At 60.5% G+C, this 26,667-nt stretch carries 18 protein-coding genes; 13 read left to right on the forward strand and 5 right to left on the reverse strand.

Annotated features, from left to right (window positions below; translation table 11 throughout):
• The first annotated feature begins 132 nt into the window (after positions 1–132).
• Both rpsA and CCICO_RS05175 read left to right on the forward strand, forming a co-directional pair.
• Positions 133–1,596, forward strand: coding sequence for a 30S ribosomal protein S1 (gene rpsA, locus CCICO_RS05170; protein WP_018019901.1), 1,464 nt, complete (start codon positions 133–135; stop codon positions 1,594–1,596).
• A gap of 562 nt (positions 1,597–2,158) precedes the next feature.
• Positions 2,159–4,240 carry a glucose PTS transporter subunit IIA gene (locus CCICO_RS05175; RefSeq protein ID WP_018019900.1) on the forward strand — a complete coding sequence of 694 codons (2,082 nt, stop codon included), beginning with the start codon at positions 2,159–2,161 and terminating at the stop codon, positions 4,238–4,240.
• A gap of 223 nt (positions 4,241–4,463) precedes the next feature.
• On the opposite strand, the gene CCICO_RS05180 is transcribed toward CCICO_RS05175, so the two are convergent.
• Positions 4,464–5,429: a lactate/malate family dehydrogenase gene (locus tag CCICO_RS05180; RefSeq protein ID WP_018019899.1), complete on the reverse strand. Its 966-nt coding sequence runs from the start codon at positions 5,427–5,429 to the stop codon at positions 4,464–4,466.
• Positions 5,430–5,500: 71 nt separating this feature from the next.
• On the opposite strand from CCICO_RS05180, the gene coaE reads away from it, so the two are divergent.
• The 3 genes from coaE (at position 5,501) to CCICO_RS05195 (ending at position 8,897) form a co-directional block, all read left to right on the forward strand.
• Positions 5,501–6,100: a dephospho-CoA kinase gene (coaE, locus tag CCICO_RS05185; RefSeq protein ID WP_018019898.1), complete on the forward strand. Its 600-nt coding sequence runs from the start codon at positions 5,501–5,503 to the stop codon at positions 6,098–6,100.
• 9 nt (positions 6,101–6,109) lie between these two features.
• Entirely contained in the window at positions 6,110–8,212 is a 2,103-nt protein-coding gene (uvrB, locus tag CCICO_RS05190) for an excinuclease ABC subunit UvrB (protein WP_018019897.1), read from the forward strand.
• A 241-nt stretch (positions 8,213–8,453) separates the two neighbouring features.
• Positions 8,454–8,897 carry a universal stress protein gene (locus tag CCICO_RS05195; RefSeq protein ID WP_018019896.1) on the forward strand — a complete coding sequence of 148 codons (444 nt, stop codon included), beginning with the start codon at positions 8,454–8,456 and terminating at the stop codon, positions 8,895–8,897.
• An 81-nt stretch (positions 8,898–8,978) separates the two neighbouring features.
• On the opposite strand, the gene CCICO_RS05200 is transcribed toward CCICO_RS05195, so the two are convergent.
• The 3 genes from CCICO_RS05200 to CCICO_RS05210 form a co-directional block, all read right to left on the reverse strand.
• A complete protein-coding gene (locus tag CCICO_RS05200; protein ID WP_018019895.1) occupies positions 8,979–11,345 on the reverse strand; it encodes a HelD family protein in 2,367 nt (788 codons plus the stop codon).
• Between the two features lie 331 nt (positions 11,346–11,676).
• Positions 11,677–12,501, reverse strand: a complete 825-nt coding sequence (locus tag CCICO_RS05205) for a DoxX family protein (protein ID WP_018019894.1) — start codon at positions 12,499–12,501, stop codon at positions 11,677–11,679.
• Positions 12,502–12,674: 173 nt separating this feature from the next.
• Complete coding sequence (locus tag CCICO_RS05210; RefSeq protein ID WP_018019893.1) at positions 12,675–13,277, reverse strand: MBL fold metallo-hydrolase; 603 nt, start codon at positions 13,275–13,277, stop codon at positions 12,675–12,677.
• Between the two features lie 193 nt (positions 13,278–13,470).
• On the opposite strand from CCICO_RS05210, the gene uvrA reads away from it, so the two are divergent.
• Entirely contained in the window at positions 13,471–16,329 is a 2,859-nt protein-coding gene (gene uvrA, locus CCICO_RS05215) for an excinuclease ABC subunit UvrA (RefSeq protein ID WP_018019892.1), read from the forward strand.
• 145 nt (positions 16,330–16,474) lie between these two features.
• Here uvrA and CCICO_RS05220 read toward each other — a convergent pair whose 3' ends face one another.
• Positions 16,475–18,478, reverse strand: coding sequence for a DUF2339 domain-containing protein (locus CCICO_RS05220; protein WP_156809870.1), 2,004 nt, complete (start codon positions 18,476–18,478; stop codon positions 16,475–16,477).
• A gap of 1,173 nt (positions 18,479–19,651) precedes the next feature.
• On the opposite strand from CCICO_RS05220, the gene infC reads away from it, so the two are divergent.
• The 7 genes from infC (at position 19,652) to pheT (ending at position 26,458) form a co-directional block, all read left to right on the forward strand.
• A complete protein-coding gene (infC, locus tag CCICO_RS05225) occupies positions 19,652–20,173 on the forward strand; it encodes a translation initiation factor IF-3 (RefSeq protein WP_083878304.1) in 522 nt (173 codons plus the stop codon).
• A 41-nt stretch (positions 20,174–20,214) separates the two neighbouring features.
• Positions 20,215–20,409 (forward strand): 50S ribosomal protein L35, encoded by a 195-nt coding sequence (rpmI, locus tag CCICO_RS05230; protein WP_018019889.1) that lies wholly within the window; start codon positions 20,215–20,217, stop codon positions 20,407–20,409.
• A 67-nt stretch (positions 20,410–20,476) separates the two neighbouring features.
• Positions 20,477–20,863, forward strand: a complete 387-nt coding sequence (rplT, locus tag CCICO_RS05235; protein WP_018019888.1) for a 50S ribosomal protein L20 — start codon at positions 20,477–20,479, stop codon at positions 20,861–20,863.
• Positions 20,864–21,325: 462 nt separating this feature from the next.
• Positions 21,326–21,757, forward strand: coding sequence for a TM2 domain-containing protein (locus CCICO_RS05240; protein WP_018019887.1), 432 nt, complete (start codon positions 21,326–21,328; stop codon positions 21,755–21,757).
• 41 nt (positions 21,758–21,798) lie between these two features.
• Positions 21,799–22,611 carry a TrmH family RNA methyltransferase gene (locus CCICO_RS05245; RefSeq protein ID WP_018019886.1) on the forward strand — a complete coding sequence of 271 codons (813 nt, stop codon included), beginning with the start codon at positions 21,799–21,801 and terminating at the stop codon, positions 22,609–22,611.
• 169 nt (positions 22,612–22,780) lie between these two features.
• Positions 22,781–23,857 (forward strand): phenylalanine--tRNA ligase subunit alpha, encoded by a 1,077-nt coding sequence (gene pheS / locus CCICO_RS05250; protein WP_018019885.1) that lies wholly within the window; start codon positions 22,781–22,783, stop codon positions 23,855–23,857.
• Positions 23,858–23,944: 87 nt separating this feature from the next.
• Entirely contained in the window at positions 23,945–26,458 is a 2,514-nt protein-coding gene (gene pheT / locus CCICO_RS05255; RefSeq protein ID WP_018019884.1) for a phenylalanine--tRNA ligase subunit beta, read from the forward strand.
• The last annotated feature ends 209 nt before the right edge of the window (positions 26,459–26,667 follow it).

Consider the following 26,667-nt stretch of genomic DNA (forward strand, 5'->3'; position numbering starts at 1 on the left):
GCTGAAAATGGGGCGCGTGAGATTGAACAAGCTGGTCATAGCGCCGAGTGTGGTGCTGGATCTACTTGTCAAGAGATACGTTTCCTGTCCAATCGAGATTCCTATTTCAACATTTTTCGGAGCAACTTACATATGCCCACCAACAACACCCCTCAGGTAGCCGTCAACGATATCGGCTCCGCTGAGGACTTCCTCGCAGCCGTCGACGCCACCATCAAGTACTTCAACGATGGCGACATCGTGGAAGGCACCGTGGTTAAGGTCGACCGCGACGAGGTTCTGCTCGACATCGGATACAAGACCGAGGGCGTTATCCCCTCCCGCGAGCTGTCCATCAAGCACGATGTCGATCCGGATGAGGTTGTCGAGGTCGGAGACGAGATCGACGCACTTGTTCTCACCAAGGAGGACAAGGAAGGCCGTCTGATCCTGTCCAAGAAGCGCGCCCAGTACGAGCGTGCATGGAGCGCCATCGAGCAGCTCCAGGCCAACGACGAGCCTGTCACCGGTACCGTTATTGAGGTTGTCAAGGGTGGCCTGATCCTTGACATCGGGCTGCGCGGCTTCCTGCCCGCATCCCTCGTTGAGATGCGTCGCGTCCGCGATCTCGAGCCGTACATCGGCCAGGAGATCGAGGCCAAGATCATCGAGCTGGACAAGAACCGCAACAATGTGGTGCTGTCCCGCCGCGCATGGCTCGAGCAGTCCCAGTCCGAGCTTCGCTCCGAGTTCCTGCACCAGCTCCAGAAGGGCCAGGTGCGCAAGGGTGTCGTGTCCTCCATCGTCAACTTCGGCGCTTTCGTCGATCTCGGCGGTGTCGACGGTCTGGTTCACGTTTCCGAGCTGTCTTGGAAGCACATCGATCACCCGTCTGAGGTTGTCACCGTGGGCGACGAAGTTACCGTCGAGGTTCTCGACGTCGATCTCGACCGCGAGCGCGTGTCCCTGTCCCTCAAGGCCACCCAAGAAGATCCGTGGCGCGTCTTCGCCCGCACCCACGCTGTGGGCCAGATCGTTCCCGGCAAGGTCACCAAGCTGGTTCCCTTCGGTGCGTTCGTGCGCGTCGAAGAGGGCATCGAGGGCCTCGTCCACATCTCCGAGCTGGCTCAGCGCCACGTCGAGGTGCCGGATCAGGTTGTCAACGTTGGCGAAGACCTCATGGTCAAGGTCATCGACATCGACCTCGAGCGTCGCCGCATCTCCCTGTCCCTGAAGCAGGCTGACGACGACTACTCCGAGGAGTTCGACCCCTCCAAGTACGGTATGGCCGACTCCTACGACGAGAACGGCAACTACATCTTCCCGGAGGGCTTCGACCCGGAGACCAACGAGTGGCTCGAGGGCTTCGACGAGCAGCGCCAGGAATGGGAGGCTCGCTACGCAGAGTCCGAGCGTCGCTTCCAGCTGCACACCCAGCAGATCGAGCGTCACCGCGCCGCAGCCGAGGCTGCTGCCGAGGCCGGCGAGCAGCAGGGTGGTGCCTCCAACTACTCCAGCGCTGACGCTGGTGTAGCCGAGGCCGCAGCCACCACCGGCGGCTCCCTTGCCTCCGACGAGCAGCTTGCTGCTCTGAAGGAGAAGCTGGAAGGCAACTAAGCCTTTCTCACTGCGGTGACATCAGTGGTGTCACCGTAGCGCTCAGCGCCCTTTCCCTACCGCAGGGAAGGGGCGCTTTTGTGCTACTACGCAACAGAGTTTTTAAGTATCTCTCACGCCTCGCAGGCTAAGTTGGGGGTATGTATTAGCTGTGAAGCTTGTAAGGGATGCAACGTTGATTCGGGCATACACAAAAGTGGCGTACTCAGGCATATTGCCCATTTTTGGGGAAGGGTTGCGAATGGGGAAGTAGGCGTCGATAAGCATAATGAGTGCGCTCTAGCTGGACATTTGCGCCCGTCGTAGTGGTTAAGCGCTGCTGGGCAAACGTGTCCTAAGACATAGTACTTCCACTATGTGTGAGTGCTTTTGTGACCTATAATGATCGTGATACCACACACGGGAGTGGTAAATCGGGCAAAATCCCACAGTTTCGGTCAGTGGGCTACTGCCTCCACTGACGCTCATGGTGTAACGAGTCTCGGCGCGCGTCGCCTTCGTATCTCTGAGCAGTGTGGGACTAGTCCCGTGTCTCACAATCTCCAAAAGAAAGGTAGACGCAATGGCGACCAAAAATGCGTCAGCCGCCGAGGCCATTCTGGCGAATCTCGGTGGACCTGAAAACATTGACTCGTTTACGCACTGTGCTACTCGCCTGCGTATGCAGCTCAGCGACCGCTCCAAGGCCGATCAGGACGCGCTCGACAATATCCCTGAAGTTATGGGTGTGGTGCCGCAGGGCTCCAACGGCCTGCAGGTGATTATGGGCGGCGGCGTGGCCAACTACTACAACGACATCGTCAAGTTGCCGGGCATGGAGCACATCGCTGGCGGCGAGGGTGGTGCCGCTAAGAAGCCGTCGAAGAAGGAATACGGCGGCGTGCGCGGCAAGTTTGGCTGGGTGGACTACGCATTCGAGTTCCTCTCCGATACCTTCCGCCCGATTCTGTGGGCTCTGCTCGGCGCTTCGCTGATCATCACCATCCTGGTGCTGCTCGACACCGCTGGTGTGCAGGCCTTCGATCAGCCGCTAGAGGAGCAGTCTGGTGTGTATGTGCTCATGCACGCCATGTGGCGCTCCGTGTTCTACTTCCTGCCAATCATGGTGGGCGCCTCTGCCGCGAAGAAGCTCGGTGCTAACGAGTGGGTCGGTGCCGCTATCCCGGCCGCTCTGCTCACGCCTGAGTTCATCGGCTTGAAGGAGAACATCCACACCGTGGTCGAGCAGGGCGCCACTGAGGGCATCGATATCTACAAGATCGATGTCGCTGGCCTGACCCTGGTGCTCAACAACTACGGTGGTCAGGTCTTCCCGCCGCTGCTGGCTGCGATCGGCCTGTTCTGGGTAGAGAAGGGGCTCAAGAAGATCATCCCCGAAGCAGTGCAGATGGTGTTCGTGCCCTTCATCTCCCTGCTCGTGATGATTCCGCTGACCGCTTTCGTGGTGGGTCCCTTCGGTATCTTCATTGGTGACGGCATTGCTCGTTTGTTCATGAACACCTACGAGTTCTCGCCGTTCATCCTCGCCATCATCATTCCGCTGCTGTACCCCTTCCTCGTGCCGCTGGGTCTGCACTGGCCGCTCAACGCCGTCATGCTGCAGAACATCGCCACCTACGGCTTTGACGTCATCCAAGGCCCGATGGGTGCATGGAACTTCGCCTGCTTCGGTCTCGTCGCTGGTGTGCTGGTGGTCTCCGTGCGTGAGCGCAACCGCCAGATGCGTCAGGTTGCCACCGGTGGTCTGGCAGCCGGTCTGCTCGGTGGTATCTCCGAGCCGAGCCTCTACGGTATTGTGCTGCGCTTCAAGAAGACCTACTTGCGTTTGCTGCCCGGCTGTCTTGCCGGCGGTATCGTGATGGGCCTGTTCGGCATCAAGGCGCAGGCATTCGTGTTCACCTCGCTGCTGACCATCCCCGCCATGACCCCCACCTTGGGCTACGCCATCGGCTTGGCTGTCGCGTTCTTCACCTCCTTCTTCCTCGTGGTGTTCTTCGATTACCGCTCTAAGGAAGAAAAGGCTGAGGTGCGTGCCCGAATCGCTGACGAAGAGGCCGCCGAGGCCGCTGAAGCAGACACCACCGCCCAGGCTGAGTCCGCTCCCGCTGAGTCCGCTGCCGCACCGGCCGCCGGTGCCGCTACCGCTGGCGCAGCTGCCACCGCCACTGCAGTAAAGACTGAGAAGAAGGTCGAGGCACCGATGGACGGCACGCTGTTGCCGCTGTCCGAGACCCCGGACGAAGCCTTCGCGGCCGGCGCCGTGGGTAAGGGTGCCTCCATCGATCCGAGTGGAGACACCGTCTACGCTCCGGGCAAGGGCAAAGTCATCATGACTTTCCCCACCGGTCACGCCGTGGGCCTGAAGCTGGACAACGGCCTACAGATGCTCATCCACGTCGGTGTGGACACCGTGAATATGAAGGGCGAAGGCTTTGAGGTTCTGGTGAACAAGGGCGATGAGGTCGAGGCTGGCACTCCGTTGCTGAAGTTCGATCGGGCTGCCATCGAGGCCGCTGGCTACTCGCCGATCACCCCGGTTCTCGTGACTAACCACAAGAAGCAGGGCGCCATCAACGTGGTTGCTGAGTACGGCCAGATTTCTCACGGCACTGCCTTCCTGGACGTAGAAGACAAGCAAGCCTAGTTGTCTCCACCCCGCCTGCGCCGTTGTGCTTAGGTTCACTCGGACCACATAGCGCGGGGGCGCTGGGGGAGTGACACAAGAGAAGGGACGCTGCATCAATGCAGCGTCCCTTGTTCTATGTATAGCCGTATATAGCCCGGTGTAGCTGTGTGCTGCTAGCTGGTACCCAGCGGAGTCGGACACCAGCCTGCGGCAGCCGGAGCTCGGCCAGCGGCGGAAGACACTAGCCGGCCTGAGCGGAGGCAATCGCGGCGCGAATCGCGTCCACGGAGCGCTCCAAAGCGGCTTGCTCCCATTCGTTGAGCGATACAGCGAAGCGACGCTCAGCACCTCCGCGCCCCAACAGGGTGGGCATGGAGAAAGCGACATCGCCATCGAAGCCGTATTCGCCGCGGGCAGTCGTGGAGGCAGGAACAATCACTTTTTCGTCCAGCAATACGTGCCGCGCCATGAGCACTGCGGATTGTGCCACCCCGGCGTTAGTCCAGCCCTTGGAGTTCAACACTTCGTAGGCGGCCTGGACGGTGCCATCCGCCAACTCCTCGGGATTGAGGCTAACGCCGGGCAATGCCTGCTCTAGCTCGCCGACGTTCATTCCACCGACACTCAGGTGCGATAGGACGGGAAAAGCCGAGAGGCCATGCTCGCCCATCATGTAGCCGCTGACGCTCAACGGCGATACCCCACACTTATCGGCGACGATCCTGCGTAGTCGCGCAGAGTCAAGCATGGTGCCGGTACCGAAGATCTTGCCGGCCGGATAGTCGAATTCATTTTCCGCCACGTAGAGCGTGGTGTCCAAGGGGTTAGTGATCATGATGATCACCGCATCGCGGGTGTAGCCCACCACCTGAGACATCACATCGCGAATCACCGCAGCATTGACGGCCGCGAGTGCGGCTCTATCCGGGGTGGTGTTCTCGGCGGAGGGGATGATGGACGGACCAGCGGCGCAGATGATCACGTCCGCATCGGCGCAGTCGCTATAGTCGCCGGCGCGCACCGCGGTGGAGGTCATCGAGCTCAACGCGGTGGCATGATGCTGATCGAGGGCCTCACCGTGGGCGAGTCCCTCGGCGATATCGATAGTGACGATCTCGCCGAACAACCCCATTTTCATCGCATCGGCGAGCACATAGCTTCCTACATGCCCAACTCCAATCACCACGAGTTTATGTGGCGACACCATATATGTGACCTCGACTTTCTCTCGACTATGTATGTAGATGGCTCAAGCTTACGCCCGTAGACTTAAGCACCATGACGATCATTGGCATTACCGGTGGTATCGGCTCCGGCAAATCCACAGTCACCCGTCTATTGAAAGACAAGGGGGCTTTTATTATCGATGCAGACCTCATTGCCCGGGAGATCGTAGAGCCCGGCCAACCGGCGCTTGCGGAACTCGCCGCCGAATTCGGTGAGGATATTATCGATTCCTCGGGCAGGCTACGCCGGGCAGTTCTGGCGCAGCGGGCGTTTGTGGATGCAGAGCACACTGAGCAGCTGAACGCCATTACCCATCCGCGTATCGCCGAGCGCACCCGCGAGCTGCTTGGCACCGCGGCGGCCCAGGGGGCAGAGGTGATCGTGCACGATTCGGCCTTGCTCATAGAGCAAGGCCTGCATAAGTCGGTGGATATCACCGCGGTGGTGACTGCCCCGGAACAGGTGCGGATTGAGCGTCTCGTCAACAAGCGCGGACTCGATGAACAGGATGCACGCCAACGCATTGCGCGGCAGCTCAGCGACGAGCACAGAGCCCGCGTCGCGGATGTGGTGTTGGACAATTCCGGCACAGTCGAGCAGTTGCAGCAGCAGGTTGAACAGCTGTGGGAGCAAGCCCAAGCGGGCGGGTAGTCTCGAGATATGGCCTTTGCAGCAGAGCACCCAGTGTTGTCCGAATCCGAGTTCCGACCCGTGGGCGAGGTGGAACGGTCGAACGGAAAGTTCGAGGTGATTTCGGAATACCAACCGGCCGGTGATCAGCCGCGGGCGATTAAGGAGCTCACCGAGCGGATCAACAATAACGAGCGCGATGTGGTGCTCATGGGCGCCACCGGTACCGGTAAATCCGCCACGGCGGCATGGCTCATTGAACAGGTGCAGCGCCCAACGCTGGTGATGGCGCCAAATAAAACCTTGGCCGCCCAATTAGCCAATGAACTGCGCCAGCTCTTGCCCAATAACGCGGTGGAATACTTTGTCTCGTATTACGACTACTACCAGCCAGAAGCCTATGTGGCTCAAACGGATACCTATATCGAGAAGGATTCCTCGATTAACGATGACGTGGAGCGGCTGCGTCACTCGGCAACCTCAGCTTTGCTCTCCCGCCGCGATGTGGTGGTGGTGAGTTCCGTCTCGTGTATCTATGGCCTTGGCACTCCGCAATCCTATTTGGACCGGTCTGTGGTTCTTCGGGTGGGCGAGGAAGTCGAACGCGATCGTTTCCTCAGGCTGTTGGTGGATATTCAATATGACCGCAATGATGTGGCGTTTGTGCGCGGGGCATTCCGCGTCAAAGGCGATGTGGTGGATATTATTCCCGCCTACGAGGAACTCGCGGTGCGGGTGGAGTTTTTCGGCGATGAGATTGATTCCCTGTATTACATTCATCCCGTCACCGGCGATCCGATCCGCCAAGTTGAGGAACTGCGCATCTTCCCAGCGACCCACTATGTGGCCAGCGAGGAGCGCATGGCCAAGGCGGTGGAAGATATCAAGGCGGAGTTGGCAGAGCGCCTCGATGATCTAGAGAATCGTGGCAAACTCCTCGAAGCGCAGCGACTGCGGATGCGCACGGAATACGATCTCGAGATGCTCGAGCAGGTGGGCTTTTGCTCTGGTATTGAGAACTATTCTCGGCATGTGGACGGCCGTCCTGCCGGTTCGGCGCCGGCCACGTTGATCGACTATTTCCCCGAGGACTTTCTCACCATTATCGACGAGTCGCATGTGACCGTGCCGCAGATTGGCGGCATGTTCGAAGGTGACATGTCCCGCAAACGCAATTTGGTGGAGTTTGGTTTTCGACTGCCCTCCGCTCTGGATAACCGTCCGCTGACATGGGAAGAATTCGATGCCCGCAAGGGCCAATGCGTGTACATGTCCGCCACGCCCGGTCCGTATGAGCTCGCTGCCACGGGAGGTGAGTTTGTCGAGCAGATCATTCGCCCAACGGGGCTGGTGGATCCGAAGGTGGTGGTCAAACCCACCGAAGGCCAAATTGATGATCTCATCCACGAGATCCGCCTGCGCACCGAGAGCAATGAGCGAGTGTTGGTGACCACCCTGACCAAGAAGATGGCCGAGGATCTCACTGACTATCTGCTCGAAAACGGTGTACGGGTGCGTTATCTCCACTCGGATATTGACACCCTGCAACGCGTGGAATTGCTGCGCCAGCTCCGCACCGGTGAATACGACGTGCTCGTGGGCATCAACCTCTTGCGCGAGGGGTTGGACCTCCCCGAGGTGTCTCTGGTGGCCATCCTTGATGCGGATAAGGAAGGCTTCTTGCGCTCGACCACCTCGCTCATTCAGACCATTGGACGCGCCGCCCGTAACGTCTCCGGCGAGGTGCACATGTACGCCGACAAGGTGACAGAATCCATGGCTGCAGCGATCGACGAGACGGAACGCCGCCGCGATAAGCAGCTCGCCTATAACCGCGAGCACGGCATCGATCCGCAGCCGCTGCGTAAGAAGATCGCCGATATTTTGGATCAGGTCTACGACAACGCCGAGGAGGGCGAATCCCGCCCCGATGCGGCCGCCGAGACTGCGCTGGTGGACAAGCGCGATATCTCCTCCATGCCACAGGAGGAGTTGCAATCGCTCATCGATACCCTCACCAAAGAGATGTCCGCCGCGGCCAAGGAGCTTAAGTTCGAGCTGGCAGGACGGCTGCGTGATGAGATCCGCGACCTCAAAAAGGAGCTCCGGGGTATCACCGAGGCCGGTATCTAAACCGCTCAACACACGCAGCCTCCGCCACGACCAGGACACGTTTGTAGCCCTGTGCTCGTGCTGGGGTGGGCTCCCAGCGTGGGTGCAGGCGCTTATCGACGCCACCTCCCCGACCTTCCACCGCCAGTTAGGAAGGTGCGCGCGGCGGGGCTTGCCTAGCAGTATGGGCCTGGGCGGCGGTGGTAACCTAAAGGCCATCAGAAAATACAACCTAGGTATGTGTTAAAGGGGTTCTTTGTCGATGAACGATAACTACCAAACCATCGTCGTGGGTACCGACGGCTCCAAGTCTTCGCTGTTGGCAGTCGAGCGTGCTGCCTCCATTGCCTCGGCATTCGACGCCACCTTGGTCATCGGTTCCGCCTACTACGAGAGCAGCGAAGAGGCCTCCAAGACCCTCCGCCAAGACTCGGTGACGGTGCTCGGTAATGACCCGGCCCAGAAGAACCTCGACAGCGCCGCAGAGGTGGCCAAGAAGGTGGGAGCCTCCAAGATCGAGACCGCCCTCAAGGCTGGCACCCCAGTGCAGGCGCTGATGGCGATCGTCAACGAGCACAATGCCGACCTGCTCATCGTGGGTAACCGCGGCATCAACTCCCTCACCGGTCGTCTGCTCGGCTCCGTGCCCGCCGATGTGGCACGCCAGTCCGACTGCGATGTGATGATCGTGCACACCGTGAGCTAAGCGCTACTACGCAGCAGAGCACCCGCCTCCTCTGAGGAGGCGGGTGCTCGCGTATGTGCCCCTTGCTAGGGAGTGGGGCTTTTAAGCGTAGGAGGCTGCGATCTCTTCGATTGTGGAGCCAACGATCGTGACTGTTTGGGTTGCGCGACTGAGTGCCACGTAGAGATCATTCAATCCCCGAGTGGTGGCAGCAGCGATTGCTTCAGGTTCCACCACCACCACGTGGTCGAACTCAAGGCCTTTGACCTCCTCCACGCTGCGGGCCTGCTCCAGCTCCTGCAGGTCAGCCCGGGCCGCGAGAACCTCAGGGGCGGCCACGACTGCCACTAACCGGTCAGGATGCTGCTGAGTCAGAGCGGCGACGATCTCTCGCACATCCGTTTCGCGCGGATGGTGGGAGACCGCATTGTCCACATCGCGCACCGACTGCGAGGGATGCTGTTCAGGGGCGATCAACGGCAGCAGAGCGTGTGCCTGCTCCATGATGGAGGCGGGCGTGCGGTAATTCACGCTCAGCTCGTGGTGGCGTACCCGCGACCCGACGAATTCTGCGAAGGTCTCCGCCCAGCTATCGGCTCCGGCGGGCGATCCGGTTTGGGCGGTATCGCCCACGATCGTCATCCACCGGCTCGGCACGCGGCGAAACACCATGCGCCAATCCATCTCAGAGAGCTCTTGCGCCTCATCCACCACCACGTGGCCATAGGCCCACGTGTGATCAGCGCGTGCCTTCTCGGCGGTGGAGCGGTTATCGCGTACCTGTTGGCGCTGCGCAAGTGTTTCCGCATCCACCACGTCGTGGGCGGAGAGTACCTCGGCGTCGGACTCATCGTCCAAGTCTGAGTTAGCCGAGCCGATGAGAATATCAAGGGCATCCTGGGCGTCATCGATCTGCTGGCGCCACTTACGCTCGGCCTGCTCGGCAGACTCCTCGGGGCTGTCGATGCCGATGATCACAGAGAGCTCATCGAGCAGTGCCGCATCCGCTGGGGTCCAAGCAATGATCGCCTCTTCGATGTCAGCGACGTCGTAGCCGGGGCGGTAGAGTCCCTCGATGGTGGCCTCGTCATAATCCCCAGCCACCTCGCTTAAGCGCTCATGATCGCACGTGAGCTCGGCGAGTACCTGCTGCGGACTCAACTTGGGCCACAAGGACTCGATGATCTCGTTGACTTCGGCCTCCTCACTGAGATCATCATGAAGTTGAGCGATGTCGGCAGCGGAAAGCAGGTTCTCTTTGCCCAGAGGATCGGCGCCGATCACCTCCGCCATATGTTCGGCGATGAGCTGCAGGAGACTATCGGCAAAAATCGGTTGGGCGCGGTTGTGTGGTTTACGGGAGCGACGCGCCCGCGTGCGGGCCTTCTTGACCATCGCAGGGCTGATACGCAAAGACACCCCATCCACGCTGAGCGGGATATTCTCCGTGGGAACCTGCTGGTAGGCCTTAACGGCCTCCCGCAGAATATAGACCATTTCCTTGGAACCCTTGATCTCCTGGGCCAGCAGGCTGTCCTGTCCGGTGGGAGTAACAAGCGGGTAGAGATCGCCCACGGTAGACAGCACAACCCCGGTTTCGCCCAGCTCGGGAAGCACGCGGGAAATATAGTCTAGAAAGCGCCGGTTGGGTCCCACGATGAGCACACCGGTTTTAGCCAGCTGCTCCCGCCACGTGTAGAGCAGATACGCCACGCGATGCAGGGCCACGGCCGTTTTTCCCGTTCCTGGGCCGCCGTCGACCACCATGACACCGCGGTTGTTATCGCGGATGATGCCGTCTTGTTCCCGCTGGATGGTTTCCACAATCGTGCTCATGTGCCCAGTGCGGGCAGCGTTGAGCGCGTGCACCAAGGCGGACTCGCCGGCGATATCGGCCCGGGCGTCTCCTGCCTCGCTAGCAGTGGGGGAGGCCAAGAGGCGCTCTTCATCGACTGCCGTAACTGTGCGGCCGCGGGTGCGCAGGTGGCGGCGGCGATGCACACCGGCTGGGTTAACTGTTGTGGCTAGATAGAAGGGCCGCGCCATGGGGGCCCGCCAATCCAGCAGCAGCGAACGATAGTGATCGTCCGCGTCCTGCACACCCATGCGCCCGATATAGCGGCGGTCGAGGCGCTCGCCGTCGAGCTCGATGGGGTCATCAGGATCGGCATCGTCAATATCGATACGGCCGAACACCAAGCCCAGTTGGGCGAGGGCGGCACGATCAAGTTTGTCGTTCAAGCTGTGGTATTCGGCCTCGCGCCGAATCAAATCGTCCGTGTCGGGATCCACGCCTTCGGGGCGTAGCGACACAGCGGCTAGACGCTCGCGGGCAGCCCGAATGTCCTCGTCGAGGTGATCAAAAAGTGCATCGACATAGCGCTGCTCGGTGGCGATGACATCCAAAGCTGTCTCATCGCCTTGCGCAACGGTGGTGTCAGGGTCAAAGCCGTGTGGGCTATGCGGCAAGAGGAATCCTTTCTGATCTCGTCACACACGTCGTGTACTGCACACGAAAAAGACGATCATACGCGCCCGCCACTGTGGTCGGGGTGGGGCGAGTCTCAACGCCCTCATGTGCACCAGGGCAGTAGAGCCAACAGCGGTGGATTCATTTTTGTTCCCGGCGTTGCCGCCGGCCAATACCTTCCGCAGATACCGCTCACCTCAGCTTGGCGATGATCGGCGCCTAACAGGGCCAGGAATGAACAGCGCCCCAGCTGCGTCCTCCTATGGGAGTGCAACTGGGGCGAGTGCAGGCTGAGGGGCACGGTATGCTCCCGATCAGCCAAGTAGAGGTTTAGGAGAAGTCCTTAACCTTCTTGTCCAGACGCTTCTGGGCCTTGCGCAGAGCCTTATCGGCGCGCTTCTGCAGCTTCGGGGCATTCTTGGATGCATCCTTGCGGGCCTTCTCAGCCCGCTTCTGGGCCTTATCGGCAGCCTTGACCAGCTTCTTCTTAGCGGTCTTGGTGTTGGACTTAGCTACATCCAACCAGTCATCCTTGTTGTCATCAACGTAGGACTTGGCCTCGTCTGCGTAACCGGAAACCTTCTCGGAGGTGGTGGACAGGAAGTCCTTGGTTGCGGAGTTGACCGCAGAAGCCTGCTCGGCCACGTTCTCCTTGAACTTCTCGGTGTCGGACTTGCCCGGCAGAGCGGACTGGATGGCCTTGTTGGCATCCTTAGCGGCACGGTTGGCGCGCCACTTCAGGCCCGGCTTGCCGGCGGTGTCGGCGGAGACGATGAACAGACCACCCAGCAGGGCGATGTCCGTCATAAAGCCGCTGCGGCGAGCAGCCTTCTCGTCATCATTCTGGGTCTCCCAGAATGCGTGGCGAGCAAGAATGGTGGGCACGGACAGCACGGCGAGGGTGCCGGCAGCCAGACGCGGGGCCTTACCCAAAGCCAACAGGGAGCCAGCGGCGGTCTTGGTCACGCCAATGCCCTTGGCCGCGGTCTCCGGGTCATTCGGCAGCTTGCGGCTGTAGTCATTCGGCAGGACCGAACGCAGACGATCGAGGATGGTCTTGGTGCCCTCGACGTGCTTTTCGGTGTTAGTGATGGTGTCCACACCGTCGGCGATGTAGACGGTAGCCACCATGGGGCGAGCGATCTTACGGATCATTCGTTCTTCCAGCTCCTTGTATGTTTTCTCATAGCCTCGCAGCCTGTGTCAGGCGCGAGTCGACGTTTTACCTCACACCATCCTAGACGAAAAGCAGGTCAGGACGAGATGTAGGCAGTGCTCAGGCAGGTGCGAGTAACGGGTGTACGCTGCGTCGATAAGCATCTGGGGCGTTACCAGCCGCGGGCGCACCACTCCTCGAGATGGGGGGCCTCGGCGCCCACGGTGGTGGAATCGCCGTGGCCGGGATGCACTGCAGCCTCGGGAGGGTAGACGTCGAAAACGCGTTCTTTCACGTCGGTGATCAGGCGACCAAAATCTTCCTTGGAATTGGTCTTTCCCACACCCCCGGGAAAGAGGCTGTCGCCGACGATGAGATGAGTTTCACCGTTGATGGTGAGCTCCAAGCACAGACCGCCCGGGGTGTGGCCGCGCAAGACGAACACGGGAATCTCGTGGCCGGCGAAGTTCAGGGTGTCACCGTGCTCCAGCTCCTCGTCCACGTCGCAGGGCAAGGCCGGGGCGTCCAGGCTCGAAGAAATGTGCTTGGCGCCGGTGCGCTGCAGGATCTCCGCTAGGGCGCCCACGTGATCGGCGTGGCGGTGGGTGGTTACCACCGTGGTGATCGTGGCCTCGTGCTTGGCTGCGAGCTCCATGAGGGCGTCGGGGTTCGAGGCGGCGTCGATTAGCATTGCCTCGTTGCCGGCGACCACAAGGTAGCAGTTGTTATCCATCTCCGAAACAGAGATGGAATCCAGAATTAGTTCAGCACTCATGCGTACTACACTAGATGAGACACGGTGGCGGTGGTCGGATGCGGTGGGGGATACGCCATGGCCAGGCCCAGAATTATTCAGCGCCCAAGCGCGGATGATGCTGGGGAATGAATTGCTCGTCAGTGGCGTTGTAGTGAGTCGATGCCACTCATCAACACCGATGCAGTGCACTAGGAAAGGTAGTGGAAAGCCTGTGGCTGAACGCCTCATTGTCCGCGGAGCCCGCGAGCACAACCTCAAAGGGGTAGATATTGACATCCCTCGTGACAAGCTCGTGGTGTTCACGGGTTTGTCCGGTTCGGGTAAGTCTTCACTGGCCTTCGACACGATCTTCGCCGAGGGGCAGCGCCGCTATGTGGAATCGCTGTCGTCCTATGCGCGCATGTTCCTTGGGCAGATGGACAAGCCGGATGTGGAAATGATCGAGGGGCTCTCGCCGGCGGTCTCGATCGATCAAAAGTCCACTAACCGCAACCCGCGCTCCACGGTGGGCACCATCACCGAGGTCTTCGACTATCTGCGTCTTTTGTATGCGCGCGCAGGCACCCCGCACTGCCCGGAATGCGATGCCGTGATTGATCGCCAAACGCCGCAGCAGATCGTGGATCAGGTGCTCGAGATGGAGCAGGGCACCAAGTTTCAGGTGTTGGCGCCAGTGGTGCGCACCCGGAAGGGCGAGTTTGTGGATCTCTTCGCGGATTTGGCCGCTCAGGGCTATGCTCGCGTGATGGTCGATGGCGAGATGCACCAGCTGTCCTCGCCGCCCAAGCTGGAAAAACAGATCAAGCACGATATTGATGTGGTGGTTGATCGCTTGCAGGTGAAGCAGTCGCAGAAGCAGCGTCTGACCGATTCCATCGAAACGGCGCTGACTTTGGCCGATGGGGTGGTGGTCCTTGATTTTGTTGGGCTTGACGACACCCACCCGCACCGAGTTCGACGCTTTTCCGAGAAGATGGCCTGCCCCAATGGCCACGACTTCCACCTCGATGAGATGGAGCCACGTGCCTTTTCCTTCAACTCTCCTTATGGCGCGTGCGAGAAATGCGACGGCCTAGGTTCGCGCCTCGTGGTGGATCCGGAGCTGCTCGTTCCCGACCCCGATGCCAAGGTCGTGGACGCGATCGCGCCCTGGCACTCCTCGCCGAACAAAAAGTACTTCGTCAAGCTCGTTGAGGCACTGGCCGATGAGATGGGCTTCGATGCTCGCGCGCCCTTTTCCTCTCTGAAGAAGAAGGAACAAAAGGCGCTATTGCATGGCTCCAGCACCGAGGTACGTGTTCGCTACAAGAATCGCTATGGGCGTCGCCGCGATTGGACCGCCCCCTTCGAAGGAGCGATCGCCTTTGTGGAGCGCAAGATCGAGCAGACCGATTCCGAGCACCAGAAGGAACGTTTCCGCGGCTATATGCGTGAAGTTCCGTGCCCTGCCTGCCACGGCTCGCGGCTGAAGCCGGAAATTTTATCCGTTCGGCTTGCCTCGGCTGGGCATGGCGAGCAGTCCATCGCTGGGCTCTCAGCGCTATCGGTAGAGGATGCTCGCGCATTCCTCGACGATCTCTCGCTCAACAAGCGCGAGGAAATGATCGCCGGTGCCGTGTTGCGCGAAGTGCAGGCGCGTCTGCGTTTCCTCGTGGACGTGGGCCTGAACTATCTCACGCTCGACCGAGCAGCTGGGACGCTGTCCGGTGGTGAGGCCCAGCGCATCAGGCTCGCTACCCAGATCGGCTCCGGTCTGGCTGGGGTGCTGTATGTCTTGGACGAGCCGTCCATTGGTTTGCACCAGCGCGATAATCAGCGGCTGATTGCCACCTTGGAGCGACTCCGGGATTTGGGTAACACCCTCATCGTGGTCGAGCACGACGAGGACACTATCAAGGCGGCCGACTGGTTGGTAGACATCGGACCGCGTGCCGGGGAATACGGCGGCGAGATCGTCTACCAAGGCCAGCCAGAGGGCATCCTCTCTGCCAGCGATTCGCTTACGGGCGACTACCTTTCGGGCGCCAAGGTGTTGGGTGTGCCCGAGACCCGCCGCCCGATCGATAACGACCGCTGCCTGAAGGTGGTCGGGGCCCGTGAGAACAACCTCAAAGACGTGGATGTTCGTATCCCTCTCGGGGTGCTCACCTGCGTTACCGGTGTATCGGGCTCCGGAAAATCGACGCTGATCAACCAGATCCTGTCCAAAGTGTTGAGCAATGAGCTCAACCGGGCGCGGCTGGTGCCAGGGCGCGCCACCCGCGTCGAAGGCATCGAGCACCTAGACAAGTTGGTACAGGTGGACCAGTCGCCGATCGGTCGGACCCCGCGCTCGAATCCCGCGACGTACACGGGAGTCTTCGATAAGATCCGTACCTTGTTTGCGGAAACCAGTGAATCAAAGGTACGTGGCTACAAGGCGGGTCGTTTCTCCTTTAACGTCAAGGGCGGACGCTGTGAGGCCTGTAAGGGCGACGGCACCTTGAAGATCGAGATGAACTTCCTGCCGGATGTGTATGTTCCGTGTGAGGTATGCCAGGGAGCTCGCTATAACCGTGAGACCCTCGGAGTGCGCTACAAGGGAAAGAACATCTCTGAGGTGTTGGATATGCCGATCTCTGAGGCCGCAGAGTTCTTCAAACCAATTACCTCAATTCACCGCTATCTCAACACTCTCACGGAGGTGGGCTTGGGATATGTGCGTTTGGGGCAGTCCGCCACCACCCTGTCTGGCGGCGAGGCCCAGCGTGTGAAGCTGGCCGCAGAGCTGCAAAAGCGGTCTAATGGCCGCACCATCTACATCCTTGATGAGCCCACGACGGGCCTGCACTTCGAGGACATCCGCAAGCTGATGCTGGTGATCCAGGGGCTCGTGGACAAGGGCAACTCGGTGGTCATCATCGAACACAACCTCGATGTGATCAAGGCTGCAGACTGGATTGTAGATATGGGGCCTGAGGGTGGCGACGGTGGCGGCCGGGTTGTCGCCGAAGGAACCCCCGAAGATGTGGCGCAGGTGAAAGGCTCCTACACCGGCCAATTCCTGCAGCCACTTTTGGCTAAGGCCTAGCCGAAATTGCCCACCACCGAGCAGGCCAGACTAGCCGGTGGCGGGCATACTCCTTCGGTGGGGCCCCACCTGCGCCGTGCCCGCCGCGTGCCCGCACCCGACCTGCCCCGTGCCCGCGCCGGCTGCAGATGGCCCTTAACTGCCGCTAGCCTTCGGAGGAATCGGCAGGTGAGGCTGGAGGCTGCGGCTCGCTGGTCGGCTCGGTTCCCGCGGTGCGGTCGCCGGCTAAACCGGAGTTGGTAGTGCCCGCGCGTTCACTCAGGGGCGGTGATGCAATCGTGGACCCCACTCGGGGGTGGGGGTCTGAAATCTGTCCTGCGGGCCCGCTCTGCGCATCGGTCCCAGTTCGTGGAGAGGTGACGGTGCGGGAACGAATGATCGCCACCCCCAGCAGTGCGAGTCCGCAACCGAGAAACGTGATCGTGCGCGCCACGGCATTGAGGTTCGCGAGATCGAAAAACACGACCTTGACGCTGGCGGCCAAAGCGAGGAGCAAACCAACGGGGAACTCGTATTCACGGGTGATAGGCGTCTTACCGAGCAGGATCAGTGCCGCAGCAGTCATCCAGCACACTGACGCCACCGCATGGGAGATGTAAAACGCTGCGTCGATATGCGCTGGCGCTAAGGCGGCTGTGGTACGGGTGGCGAATCCGACAATCACGAGCAATGACAGCGACAACGTCAGCACTCCGCCACAGATATAGATAGCGGAGGATAACCCGCGTAGCAGCGCGGGAATGTGGAAGCAGCCGAGTACCATGAGCGCGATCAGTACCAAGATCAGCAACGGGTCTTGGGCGAACCACACTGCACCTTGTCCATTGCTGTTGATCACACTGAACGTGGGCGAGGCCATGAGCAGTTGAATCATGAGCAGCCACCCCGCCCACAACTGGCCACGAGCGGTGGCAGACATCGGCACCACGGCGGCGACACGGAAGGCCGCCCATAGTACAACTGTGATCGCGGAAAAGAAGACGAGGGCTAGTGTCAGCGTTCTGTCTTCATAAAGGCGCCAGAAATGCCACGCCACACCGGTAGATAGCGCCAGCAATAGCTGCGCCAGTGTGTAATAGGCGCGGGCATATTCGGCTGCCCCTTCGGGCACGGACGAGCATTCAGAAGCCCTAGACTTGCCACGGGTCGTGCTCCCAGTGCCTGAAGTGCTGCTGCCTAAGGCAGATCCGCTCGCGGTGCTATGCGCACGAACAAGCCCCCAGCCTCCACGAAGGTCCGCATGTGGCGCACCCGTGCCACGGACACGATGCGCGGTGTATACCGCATAGGCTGTGATGATTACTGCGGGGAGAACAATCAACAGCGAATGCAGAATCGGCGTAGATGCGGCGATAACGATCCCGAGAGCCACCACAACTAAGAGGTGAGACTGCGCGGAGCCTCGAAGTCTCGTCAGTACCGCACCAGCATCACCGCTGTTATCAGCAGCAGCGGTGGAATCTGAGGTAGAACAGCACGCGGCGCGTCCTATCTCGCGCGCTGGCTCAATTCCAGCGTGAGCCATCCAGGCGAGAACAACCACAACGTAGAGCAGTAACAACACGGGACTCACCCCGTGCTCATCCATCAACGTGAGAACTGCTGTGGAGTCTATGTAGATCGCCCCCATCGCGATGGCAGCGCTCGCTGTTCGCGCAGAGGAGCGCTGCCGGACATTCGCAAGGACATATAGAGCAAGAGGCACAAAGAGCACGGGCATTGCTAGTGTTTCGCCGGAGCTGACTCCATGATTCTCCACATGGACAAGGCAGAGGGTAGAGATCACGGCGAGGATGATCGCCGCAGCCTCGGAGCGTATCCAATAACACAGACACATATATCCGGCATTGAACGCCGCGATGCCAACTCCGGCTCCATAGCCAGGAATCCAGCCCAGTGGGGTTGCAAGGGCCAGCGTGGTAATACACGACATGCCCGAGGAGGTCACCACTAACGTAGCGACGATGCCAGTAGCGCTTCTCGTCTTGAGATAGTGGCGACCAGCGCACAATGCAATCACCGCTGCCAAAGCATAAGCGCAGGCCACCCGCGCTGCGGGGCCAAACCACCCATGGCTGATCGCAATATTGACCAAAAATGCCACGCCGCACAGGGTGAGGATTCCACCGCCCACGGCAATCACACGCAAGGTAAGTGCCTCATCGCGCCACCATTGGGACTGGGCGGTGGTTATTCCACCGTGGGTGCGGTGGTGTTGCTGCGGGTTGCGGCCTTGAGTGTCATGTCCGCCCCAGCCGATAGCCGGGTGATGCTGCGCCGGCCGTCTAGGGGCTTGCGTGGCATTCTGGCTCGGATGCGGGGTTGTGCTTGGGTGAGCTATCGGCTGGTGAGGTGGAAAGCGGTGAGGGTGCGGCGGCGAGTCAGCCGGGGTGGGGTAGCCATAACCTGCAGGAGGTGCAGCGTGAACTGGGTGAGGGTGGGGTGCGGCCCTCTGTTGCTGCTGAGGATACGTGGGGTGGTGGTAGCTCGGTTGTGGTGCGGGCCGGCGAAACTCGGCAGGAGTCGGAGTCTGTCCATTAGTGCCGCCATCGATCGAGGTGCGAATAACTGCTACAGCCCGCTGCATAGACTCCGCCGCGTGAACCAGCTCCTCCAAGGCTTCGTCTAGAGCGTTCCCAGCCGTTCCGTCTGCACAGTGCGCGCTGGGTGCTAAAGCCTGCGCACCTGCGTGGTCGGAGGCTGGTGCCGCGGGTTTAGCCTGGGGAGGTGGCTGTTGAGTCGAAGCCGAGGAGTCCTCTGGCCCTGTGTGTTGTTGGTCAAAACTATTGTTCATGGAGCTAAGCCTAAGTCGGGGCTCGGACGCGCTGCAGTGTGAGTTGAATGGTGGGGGCGCCCAGTGGGGGTGCAGGGCGGGTGTGGCTAGAGGCAAGGGGCTGGTGTGTGCTAGGCGTCGATAGGTGCATGTATTGGGCGGGCAGCGGTAATTTGTATTTGCCGCGGCCGGCTGTTACTGTGGTGGGCACTACCGCTTACAGTCGTGTGACACGGCTGTTGTGGATTAATCAAAGTGGAGATCCCTCCCACCCGAGGCCCGCATACGCGAGGATCAGGGTTTACATCACACCACAGCGGATGGGCGTGTGCGCCTACCGGTGAAGTGTGTTGAGTGGATCTCCCGCTCTTCCTGTACAGCAGTGCAGTGAAGGTCGGGAGTTTTCTTATTTCCTATCGTTATCGGTAGGGAAGGTTCGGGGATCATCGCGCGAGACATCGATCAAGCGGTCAGTTACGCGCCGCGTCGGCTACGGCGGGGCGTGAGAGAACAAGAGTCACGTTATTTTCGTCGATCTGAGGAGTCCCCATCAGCGCTGAAGCTCGCATCAATGAGCGAATCCGAGTACCGGAGGTCCGACTTGTTGGCCCCGGTGGTGAACAAGTAGGCATCGTCCGTATCGAGGACGCTCGCAAGCTCGCCTACGACGCAGACCTCGACCTCGTTGAGGTCGCACCGAAGGCGAAGCCGCCGGTGTGCAAGATCATGGATTACGGCAAGTACAAATACGAGTTGGCCCAGAAGGCCCGCGAGTCTCGCCGTAACCAGCAGCAGACGGTAGTCAAGGAACAGAAGTTCCGCCCGAAGATCGACGACCACGACTACGAAACGAAGAAGAATAACGTCGTTCGATTCTTGGAAAAGGGTTCCAAGGTCAAGGTGACGATCATGTTCCGCGGGCGTGAGCAGTCGCGCCCGGAGCTTGGTTTCCGTCTGCTGGAGCGTCTTGCAGAAGACGTTGCTGAGGTCGGTATCGTCGAGGCCCGCCCCAAGCAGGACGGCCGCAACATGACCATGGTTCTCGGCCCTGTACGCAAGGGCAAGAAGTAACTAGACAGAAACTTTTTACAGGGTTCTAAGGAAGAAGACTTATGAAGCAGAAGACCCACAAGGGTATGGCTAAGCGCGTGAAGATCACCGGCAAGGGCAAGCTCCGTCGCGAGCAGGCCGGCCGTCGCCACCTGTTGGAGGGTAAGCCTTCCACTCGTACCCGCCGTCTGAAGGGCACCACCGACGTTGCCAAGTCGGACGTCAAGCGCGTCAAGCGCATGCTGGGCAAGGCTTAGTAGCCTCACCCACCCGCACCCCTTCATTCACCAACACTTTTTATTGATCAGTTAAGGAAGTATCACTGTGGCACGTGTCAAGCGCTCAGTAAACGCTAAGAAGAAGCGTCGCAAGATTCTGAATTCCGCTAAGGGCTACCGCGGCCAGCGTTCCCGCCTCTACCGCAAGGCCAAGGAACAGTGGCTGCACTCCATGACGTACGCGTACCGCGACCGTCGCACCAAGAAGCGTGAGTTCCGTCGTTTGTGGATCACCCGTATCAACGCGGCCGCTCGCCTCAATGACATCACCTACAACCGCCTGATCCAGGGCCTGCGCCTGGCCGGCATCGAGGTGGACCGCAAGATCCTGGCCGAGCTCGCCGTGAACGACTTCGCTGCGTTCTCCGCTATCTGCGACGCCGCCAAGGCCGCCCTTCCGGAGGACGTTAACGCCCCGAAGAACGCCGCCTAAGCTTAAGCTTCTCGCTGCAGCTGATAGCGCCTTGTGGGTAGCTCATCGCTGCAGTTTCACCGCCCGCCCCTGCACCTGGGGGCGGGCGGATTTGTGCGCTCTGAGCCCTTCACGGCCAGCGAGATCGCCCAGGCGGGTCGAACATATAACCACCCTTATGACGGCGAGTGTCTGGGCTCACCTTTAAAGTGGTACGCACGTTGGTTCACCACCCCGTCTCGTCGTGCACTCGCTACGGGGCAAACCTAAGAGGTGCGGTAGTTACTTGCCCTGATCCACGTTGCCTCTAGGCCCGCAGCCGGTAGAGAGCCGACACGGCAACCGCGACGGTGGGAGAGACTAACGAACGCGCAGGAGCATACACGTCTATCCTCTGCGGCAGAGTGTGTAAGAACATCTGCCACGTAGCCACACGCTCGTCAGTGTCACCGCAGAACAACACAGAAAGAAAGGCATCATTCTATGGCCGAATACGAATACGACAAAAACGGATTGCCCGTGTCCAAACAGCAGGAGACTTACGACTTCCCGCACCAAGCGCAGGCCTCGCAGAACTATGGCCCCAATTACGGCCAGAATGTTCCTGCCCAGCAGTACGGGATGGCGGGTAACTACCAGCAGAACATGGCGCCCGTGCAGCAGAAATCCAAGGTGCTTGCTGCGGTTCTGGCTTTCTTCCTCGGTACCTTTGGTGTGCACAACTTCTATCTCGGCCGTAACGGTCGTGGGGCTGCTCAGCTCTGCTGCACCCTGTTCGGCTACGTAGGTCTGATTCTCCTTGTCGGCGCCTTTGTTCTCATCGCCGTAGGGGTGTGGGCGTTCGTTGAGTTCATCATGATTCTCGTTGGCGCCGGCGGATACGACCGCGATGCCAATGGTGTGCCGCTGAACTAACACCATCGAGCGCTTTCGGCGGTGCTGCTAGCCTTGAGCACATGCACCTAGACTTCACCGATGCTTTTACTGAACGCACCCCCCGCGTGGTTGCCGCAGCCAAACTGCTCCGCCCGGCCGGACGTAAGAAGGCCGAACGCTTTCTCGCGGAGGGGGAAAACGCGGTGGAGGCTGCCGTGCGCCGCGGCGTGGCCACCGACATATTCGTGACAGAATCGGCCAATGGTCGCCATGCCGGACTCATCAACACTGCCGCCTCTGCCGGTGTGTTCATCCACCCCGTGACTGACCGGGCCGCCAAAAAACTGGCGGACACCGTCTCGGGCACGGGGATCATTGCTGTCTGCACCCCGATCGTGAGCCGTATCGAAGCCTTTAGTCAGGCGCCGACTCCGGCTCTGGTGAGTATCCCCGTGGACACCGCCGAGCCGGGAAACGCCGGCACTCTGATTCGTGTTGCCGACGCCACAGGTGCGGACCATGTGCTCTTTGCCGGCGATACCGTTGATCCCCTGAACCCGAAGGTGGTGCGCTCCTCGGCGGGCTCGTTGTTTAACGTTCCGGTTACCCGCGAGCCGAATATCCCGAAGGTTATTGAGGCCGTGCGAGACAAGGGCCTGCAGATTGTGGCAACCACCGCAGAAGGGGAGACCAGCCTCGACGATGCCCACGATGTGCTCGCCAAGCCCACTGCGTGGCTCTTCGGTAACGAGGCACATGGACTAAGCGAGAAACTCATCGACCAAGCAGATGTGCGCATCCGAATTCCACTGCGGGGACGAGCAGAATCGCTCAATCTTGCCACCGCGGCGGCGATCTGTATGTACGAATCCTCCAAGGCGCTCAACACCTAGTGTGGCGCATTCCCGGGCCCTAGTCTTGGCGGTCGTGGAAAGGGCTATGGCGAGCAGGTACGGCCGTGCCCACTCGGCGGGTGGGGCACGCAGTGGATGCTGGGCCACCCCGTGATATGCAGGCAGGGCCAAGAGCAGTAGAATGCTACCCACTGACAATCACCACAGAATGTGTACTGCCGTGCAGAAAGGTTCGGACGAAGAGACGGTGTCTGAGATTCAACTGACCGAAGAGAGCTTAAACAAGGCCGCCACCGAGGCCATCGATGCTTTTGATACCGCCTCCTCTCTTCAGGAGCTGCAGGCGGCCCGTAAGGCGCACCTGGGTGATCAAGCCCCCATCCCGCAGGCCCGCCGCAGCCTTGGCCAGGTGCCTAAGGAGCAGCGTAAAGAGCTGGGGCGGTTGGTGAATATGGCGCGAGGTCGCGTCGAAAAGCATTACGCGCAGATTCACCAGGTGTTGGAAGACAAGCACAACCGCGAGGTGCTCGAGTCCGAGCGGGTCGATGTCACAGTGCCCACCACCCGTAGCCAGAAGGGTGCCCTGCATCCGATTACCACCTTGAGTGAAAATATTGCCGATATTTTCATCGGCATGGGCTGGGAAATTGCCGAGGGCCCAGAGGTGGAGGCCGAGTACTTCAACTTCGATGCGCTGAATTTCCTTCCCGATCACCCTGCGCGCACCTTGCAGGACACCTTCCATATTGCCCCGGAAGGATCCCGTCAGGTGCTGCGCACACACACCTCGCCGGTCCAGGTGCGTACCCTGCTGTCGCGGGATCTGCCGCTGTATATCGCCTGCCCGGGGCGCGTGTTCCGTACCGATGAACTCGATGCCACCCACACCCCAGTCTTCCACCAGGTGGAAGGGCTGGCCGTGGATAAGGGGCTGACCATGGCGCATCTGCGCGGCACCCTTGACCATCTTGCTAAAACGCTCTTTGGACCCGACACGCGCACCCGCATGCGCACCAACTATTTCCCTTTCACCGAACCTTCGGCCGAGGTGGATGTGTGGTTCCCGAATAAGAAGGGCGGCGCCGGCTGGATCGAGTGGGGCGGCTGCGGCATGGTGAACCCGAATGTGCTCATCGCCGCCGGTATTGATCCGAAGGAATACACCGGTTTTGCCTTTGGTATGGGCCTGGAGCGCACTTTGCAGTTCCGGAATGGGTTGTCCGATATGCGCGACATGGTCGAAGGCGATGTGCGCTTCACCCTGCCTTTCGGAGTGCAGGCATAGCAGACTCACGATGGCGGGCTAAGACAGTCCCATGCCGTTGTGAGAACACGCAGCAGAGCTATAACAAGGAAAAAGAGCTAAGACATAATGTTCATTTCTCAGAACTGGATCACCCGACTCCTTCGCGCCTATGCCGAGCAGCCCGATTTCAGCATCGAATCCGAACAGCTTGATGCAGCCTTCGTGCGCGTCGGCTTCGAAACCGAAGGCTATGCGCCGTTGCCGGAGATCACTGGTCCGCTGGTGATTGGTCGTGTGGAAAGCATCGAGGAACTTACCGGCTTCAAAAAGCCCATCCGTTTCTGTCATGTCAACGTGGGCGAGGCCAATGGCACCGGTCAGCTGCAGGAGATCGTGTGCGGGGCACGCAACTTCTCCGAGGGCTCCTACGTGGTGGTTTCCCTGCCAGGCACCGTGCTGCCCGGTGGCTTCGAGATCGCTGCCCGTAAAACCTACGACCACGTCTCGGCGGGCATGATCTGTTCAGCCATGGAACTGGGGCTGACGGAAAAGCAAAACCCCGGCATTATCACTCTGCCCGCAGGGGTGGCGGAGCCGGGCGAGGACGCCCGCCCGGTCCTTGGCTTGGACGATACTGTCTTCGAGGTCAATATCACCCCAGATCGCGGCTATGCGCTCTCTGCCCGTGGTCTGTCACGAGAGATTGCTTCTAGCCTGAACATGCCTTTTGTTGACCCGGCTGCTGATCCTGCAGTTGCGGGTATCGATATCGAGGTTCCCGAGGTTAACGGCAGCGTAATCAACGTGGACGTTCAGCCCGAGACCAAGGCGCGTCGCTTCGGTCTGCGCGCAGTGCGCGGAATTGATCCGAGCGTGCCCACCCCCTTCTGGATGCAGCGCGAGTTGATGCTGTGCGGTCAACGCCCGGTGAACTTGGCCACCGACGTGACCAATTATGTGATGCTGCTGCTAGGAACCCCGATGCACGCCTTCGATGCCTCGCTGATTCAAGGTGACCTCGTGGTGCGTCGTGCCACCGAGGGTGAGAGCCTGATCACGCTCGACCACGTGGAGCGCACCCTGCACTCGGAGGACGTGGTGATTTGCGACGATAACGGCGTGCAGTCGCTGGCCGGCGTGATGGGCGGAAGCTCCTCGGAGGTCAATGAAAACTCAACGGATATCTACCTCGAGGCCGCCATCTGGGATCAGATCACCGTGGCGCGCACCTCTCGCCGCCACAAGTTGAGCTCCGAGGCTTCTCGACGTTTCGAGCGTGGCGTGGACCCGAACTTGGTGGAAGCAGCCCTAGACATGGCTGCAAGCTTGTTGGCTCGCCTCGGTGGCGGCGACGTGGCTGCCGAGCGGACCCTCGTGGAGGTTGCCGAGCAGGAGCCGGTGACCGTGATGATGGATGTGGACTTCCCCTCCCGCTACGCAGGGGTGAACTACGAGGAGTCCGTTGTGGTGGCCCGCCTCGAGGAAGTCGGCTGCGTGGTAGCTCGACAAAACACCACCTTGGCCGTGACTCCGCCGAGCTGGCGCCCGGATATCACCATGGATGTGGACCTCGTGGAGGAGATTCTGCGCCTTGAAGGCTTGGAATCGATCCCGTCCATCGTGCCCACCGCCCCGGCGGGCACTGGCCTCACCCCAGCGCAGCGACGCCGCCGTGCCATCGGCCACGCCTTGGCCTACTCCGGTTACGCGGAGATCCTGCCGACGCCGTTCATGGAAACCTCCATTTTGGACCAGTGGGGTTTGGATGCCGAGGACGATCGTCGTGCCGTGGTGACAGTGCAAAACCCCCTCGAGTCCGATCACTCCGTGCTGGGAACCACCTTGCTGCCGGCAATGCTCGACGCAGTCAAGCGCAACGTGGCCCGTGGTCATGCCAGCGTGGCGTTGTTTGGCCAGGAGCAGGTGGCCTTCAAGCGGGCCGATCACTCGCCGATGCCCTCGACCGCCGAGCGCCCCGGTGAGGAAGAGATCGAGGAACTGCGTAGCTCCCTGCCGTATCAGCCCCTGCATGTGGCTACGGTGGCCTGCGGGCACAAGGTGTTCGAGGGGCCGTGGGGTGAGGGGCGCGCCTACACCTACGCCGACGCGATCGAGTCCGCACGGATCGTAGCCGCCGCCGCTGGGGTAGAGCTGGAGCTGGCCAATGCCGAGCAGCTGCCATGGCACCCCGGCCGTTGTGCCGAACTGCGAGTACACAACACGGTGGTCGGTTATGCTGGTGAGATGCATCCGCAGGTATGTAAGGACACCGGCCTGCCGCCGCGCACCTGCGCCATGGAGCTGGACGTGACCTCCCTGCCTCTGGAGGAGAACTTCCCGGCACCGGTACTCTCCGCCTATCCGGCGTTGCTGCAGGACGTGGCACTGGTGGTGGATGAGGACATCCCGGCCGAGACCGTACGCACAGTGGTGGCCCAAGGGGCAGGGGAGCTGCTCGAGCATGTCGAGCTCTTCGATATCTACCGCTCCGATGCCCTCGGTGAGGGCAAGAAGTCGCTCGCTTTCGCCCTGCGCTTCCGGGCCTCGGATCGCACTCTTACGGACGAAGAGTGTAACGCCGCACGCATGGCAGCGGTGGATCTAGCTAAAGAAAAGCTCGACGCCGCTATCCGCGCCTAGCCGGCGCGACGAGGCAGCTACCAGCGTTGCAGCCCTGAGGTAGTGCTGGCTGATGCACGGCGGTGCTGGCTGAGAGAACGCAGTCGGTGCCCGAGTGCCACGCCCCAACGCCTCAGCGTCTCAGTGTGAAGCGTGCGCAGCGGAGGATCCCTTCGACGGAAAGGATCCTCCGCTGTTGGCGTATGAAGGGCTTATGAGCTGGCAGTTGT

It is taken from the genome of Corynebacterium ciconiae DSM 44920 (genome assembly GCF_030440575.1).
In the GTDB taxonomy this organism is placed as follows: domain Bacteria; phylum Actinomycetota; class Actinomycetes; order Mycobacteriales; family Mycobacteriaceae; genus Corynebacterium; species Corynebacterium ciconiae.

What these genes read in the sequence shown, in the direction of transcription:
- CCICO_RS05245 (WP_018019886.1), top strand. Translation starts at nt 21,799, where the DNA reads ATGCACCTAGACTTCACCGATGCTTTTACTGAACGCACCCCCCGCGTG.
- CCICO_RS05175 (WP_018019900.1), top strand. Translation starts at nt 2,159, where the DNA reads ATGGCGACCAAAAATGCGTCAGCCGCCGAGGCCATTCTGGCGAATCTC.
- CCICO_RS05180 (WP_018019899.1), bottom strand. Translation starts at nt 5,429, where the DNA reads ATGGTGTCGCCACATAAACTCGTGGTGATTGGAGTTGGGCATGTAGGA.
- CCICO_RS05210 (WP_018019893.1), bottom strand. Translation starts at nt 13,277, where the DNA reads ATGAGTGCTGAACTAATTCTGGATTCCATCTCTGTTTCGGAGATGGAT.
- pheS (WP_018019885.1), top strand. Translation starts at nt 22,781, where the DNA reads ATGTGTACTGCCGTGCAGAAAGGTTCGGACGAAGAGACGGTGTCTGAG.
- pheT (WP_018019884.1), top strand. Translation starts at nt 23,945, where the DNA reads ATGTTCATTTCTCAGAACTGGATCACCCGACTCCTTCGCGCCTATGCC.
- CCICO_RS05240 (WP_018019887.1), top strand. Translation starts at nt 21,326, where the DNA reads ATGGCCGAATACGAATACGACAAAAACGGATTGCCCGTGTCCAAACAG.
- coaE (WP_018019898.1), top strand. Translation starts at nt 5,501, where the DNA reads ATGACGATCATTGGCATTACCGGTGGTATCGGCTCCGGCAAATCCACA.
- uvrB (WP_018019897.1), top strand. Translation starts at nt 6,110, where the DNA reads ATGGCCTTTGCAGCAGAGCACCCAGTGTTGTCCGAATCCGAGTTCCGA.
- rpsA (WP_018019901.1), top strand. Translation starts at nt 133, where the DNA reads ATGCCCACCAACAACACCCCTCAGGTAGCCGTCAACGATATCGGCTCC.
- CCICO_RS05205 (WP_018019894.1), bottom strand. Translation starts at nt 12,501, where the DNA reads ATGATCCGTAAGATCGCTCGCCCCATGGTGGCTACCGTCTACATCGCC.
- CCICO_RS05195 (WP_018019896.1), top strand. Translation starts at nt 8,454, where the DNA reads ATGAACGATAACTACCAAACCATCGTCGTGGGTACCGACGGCTCCAAG.
- rpmI (WP_018019889.1), top strand. Translation starts at nt 20,215, where the DNA reads ATGAAGCAGAAGACCCACAAGGGTATGGCTAAGCGCGTGAAGATCACC.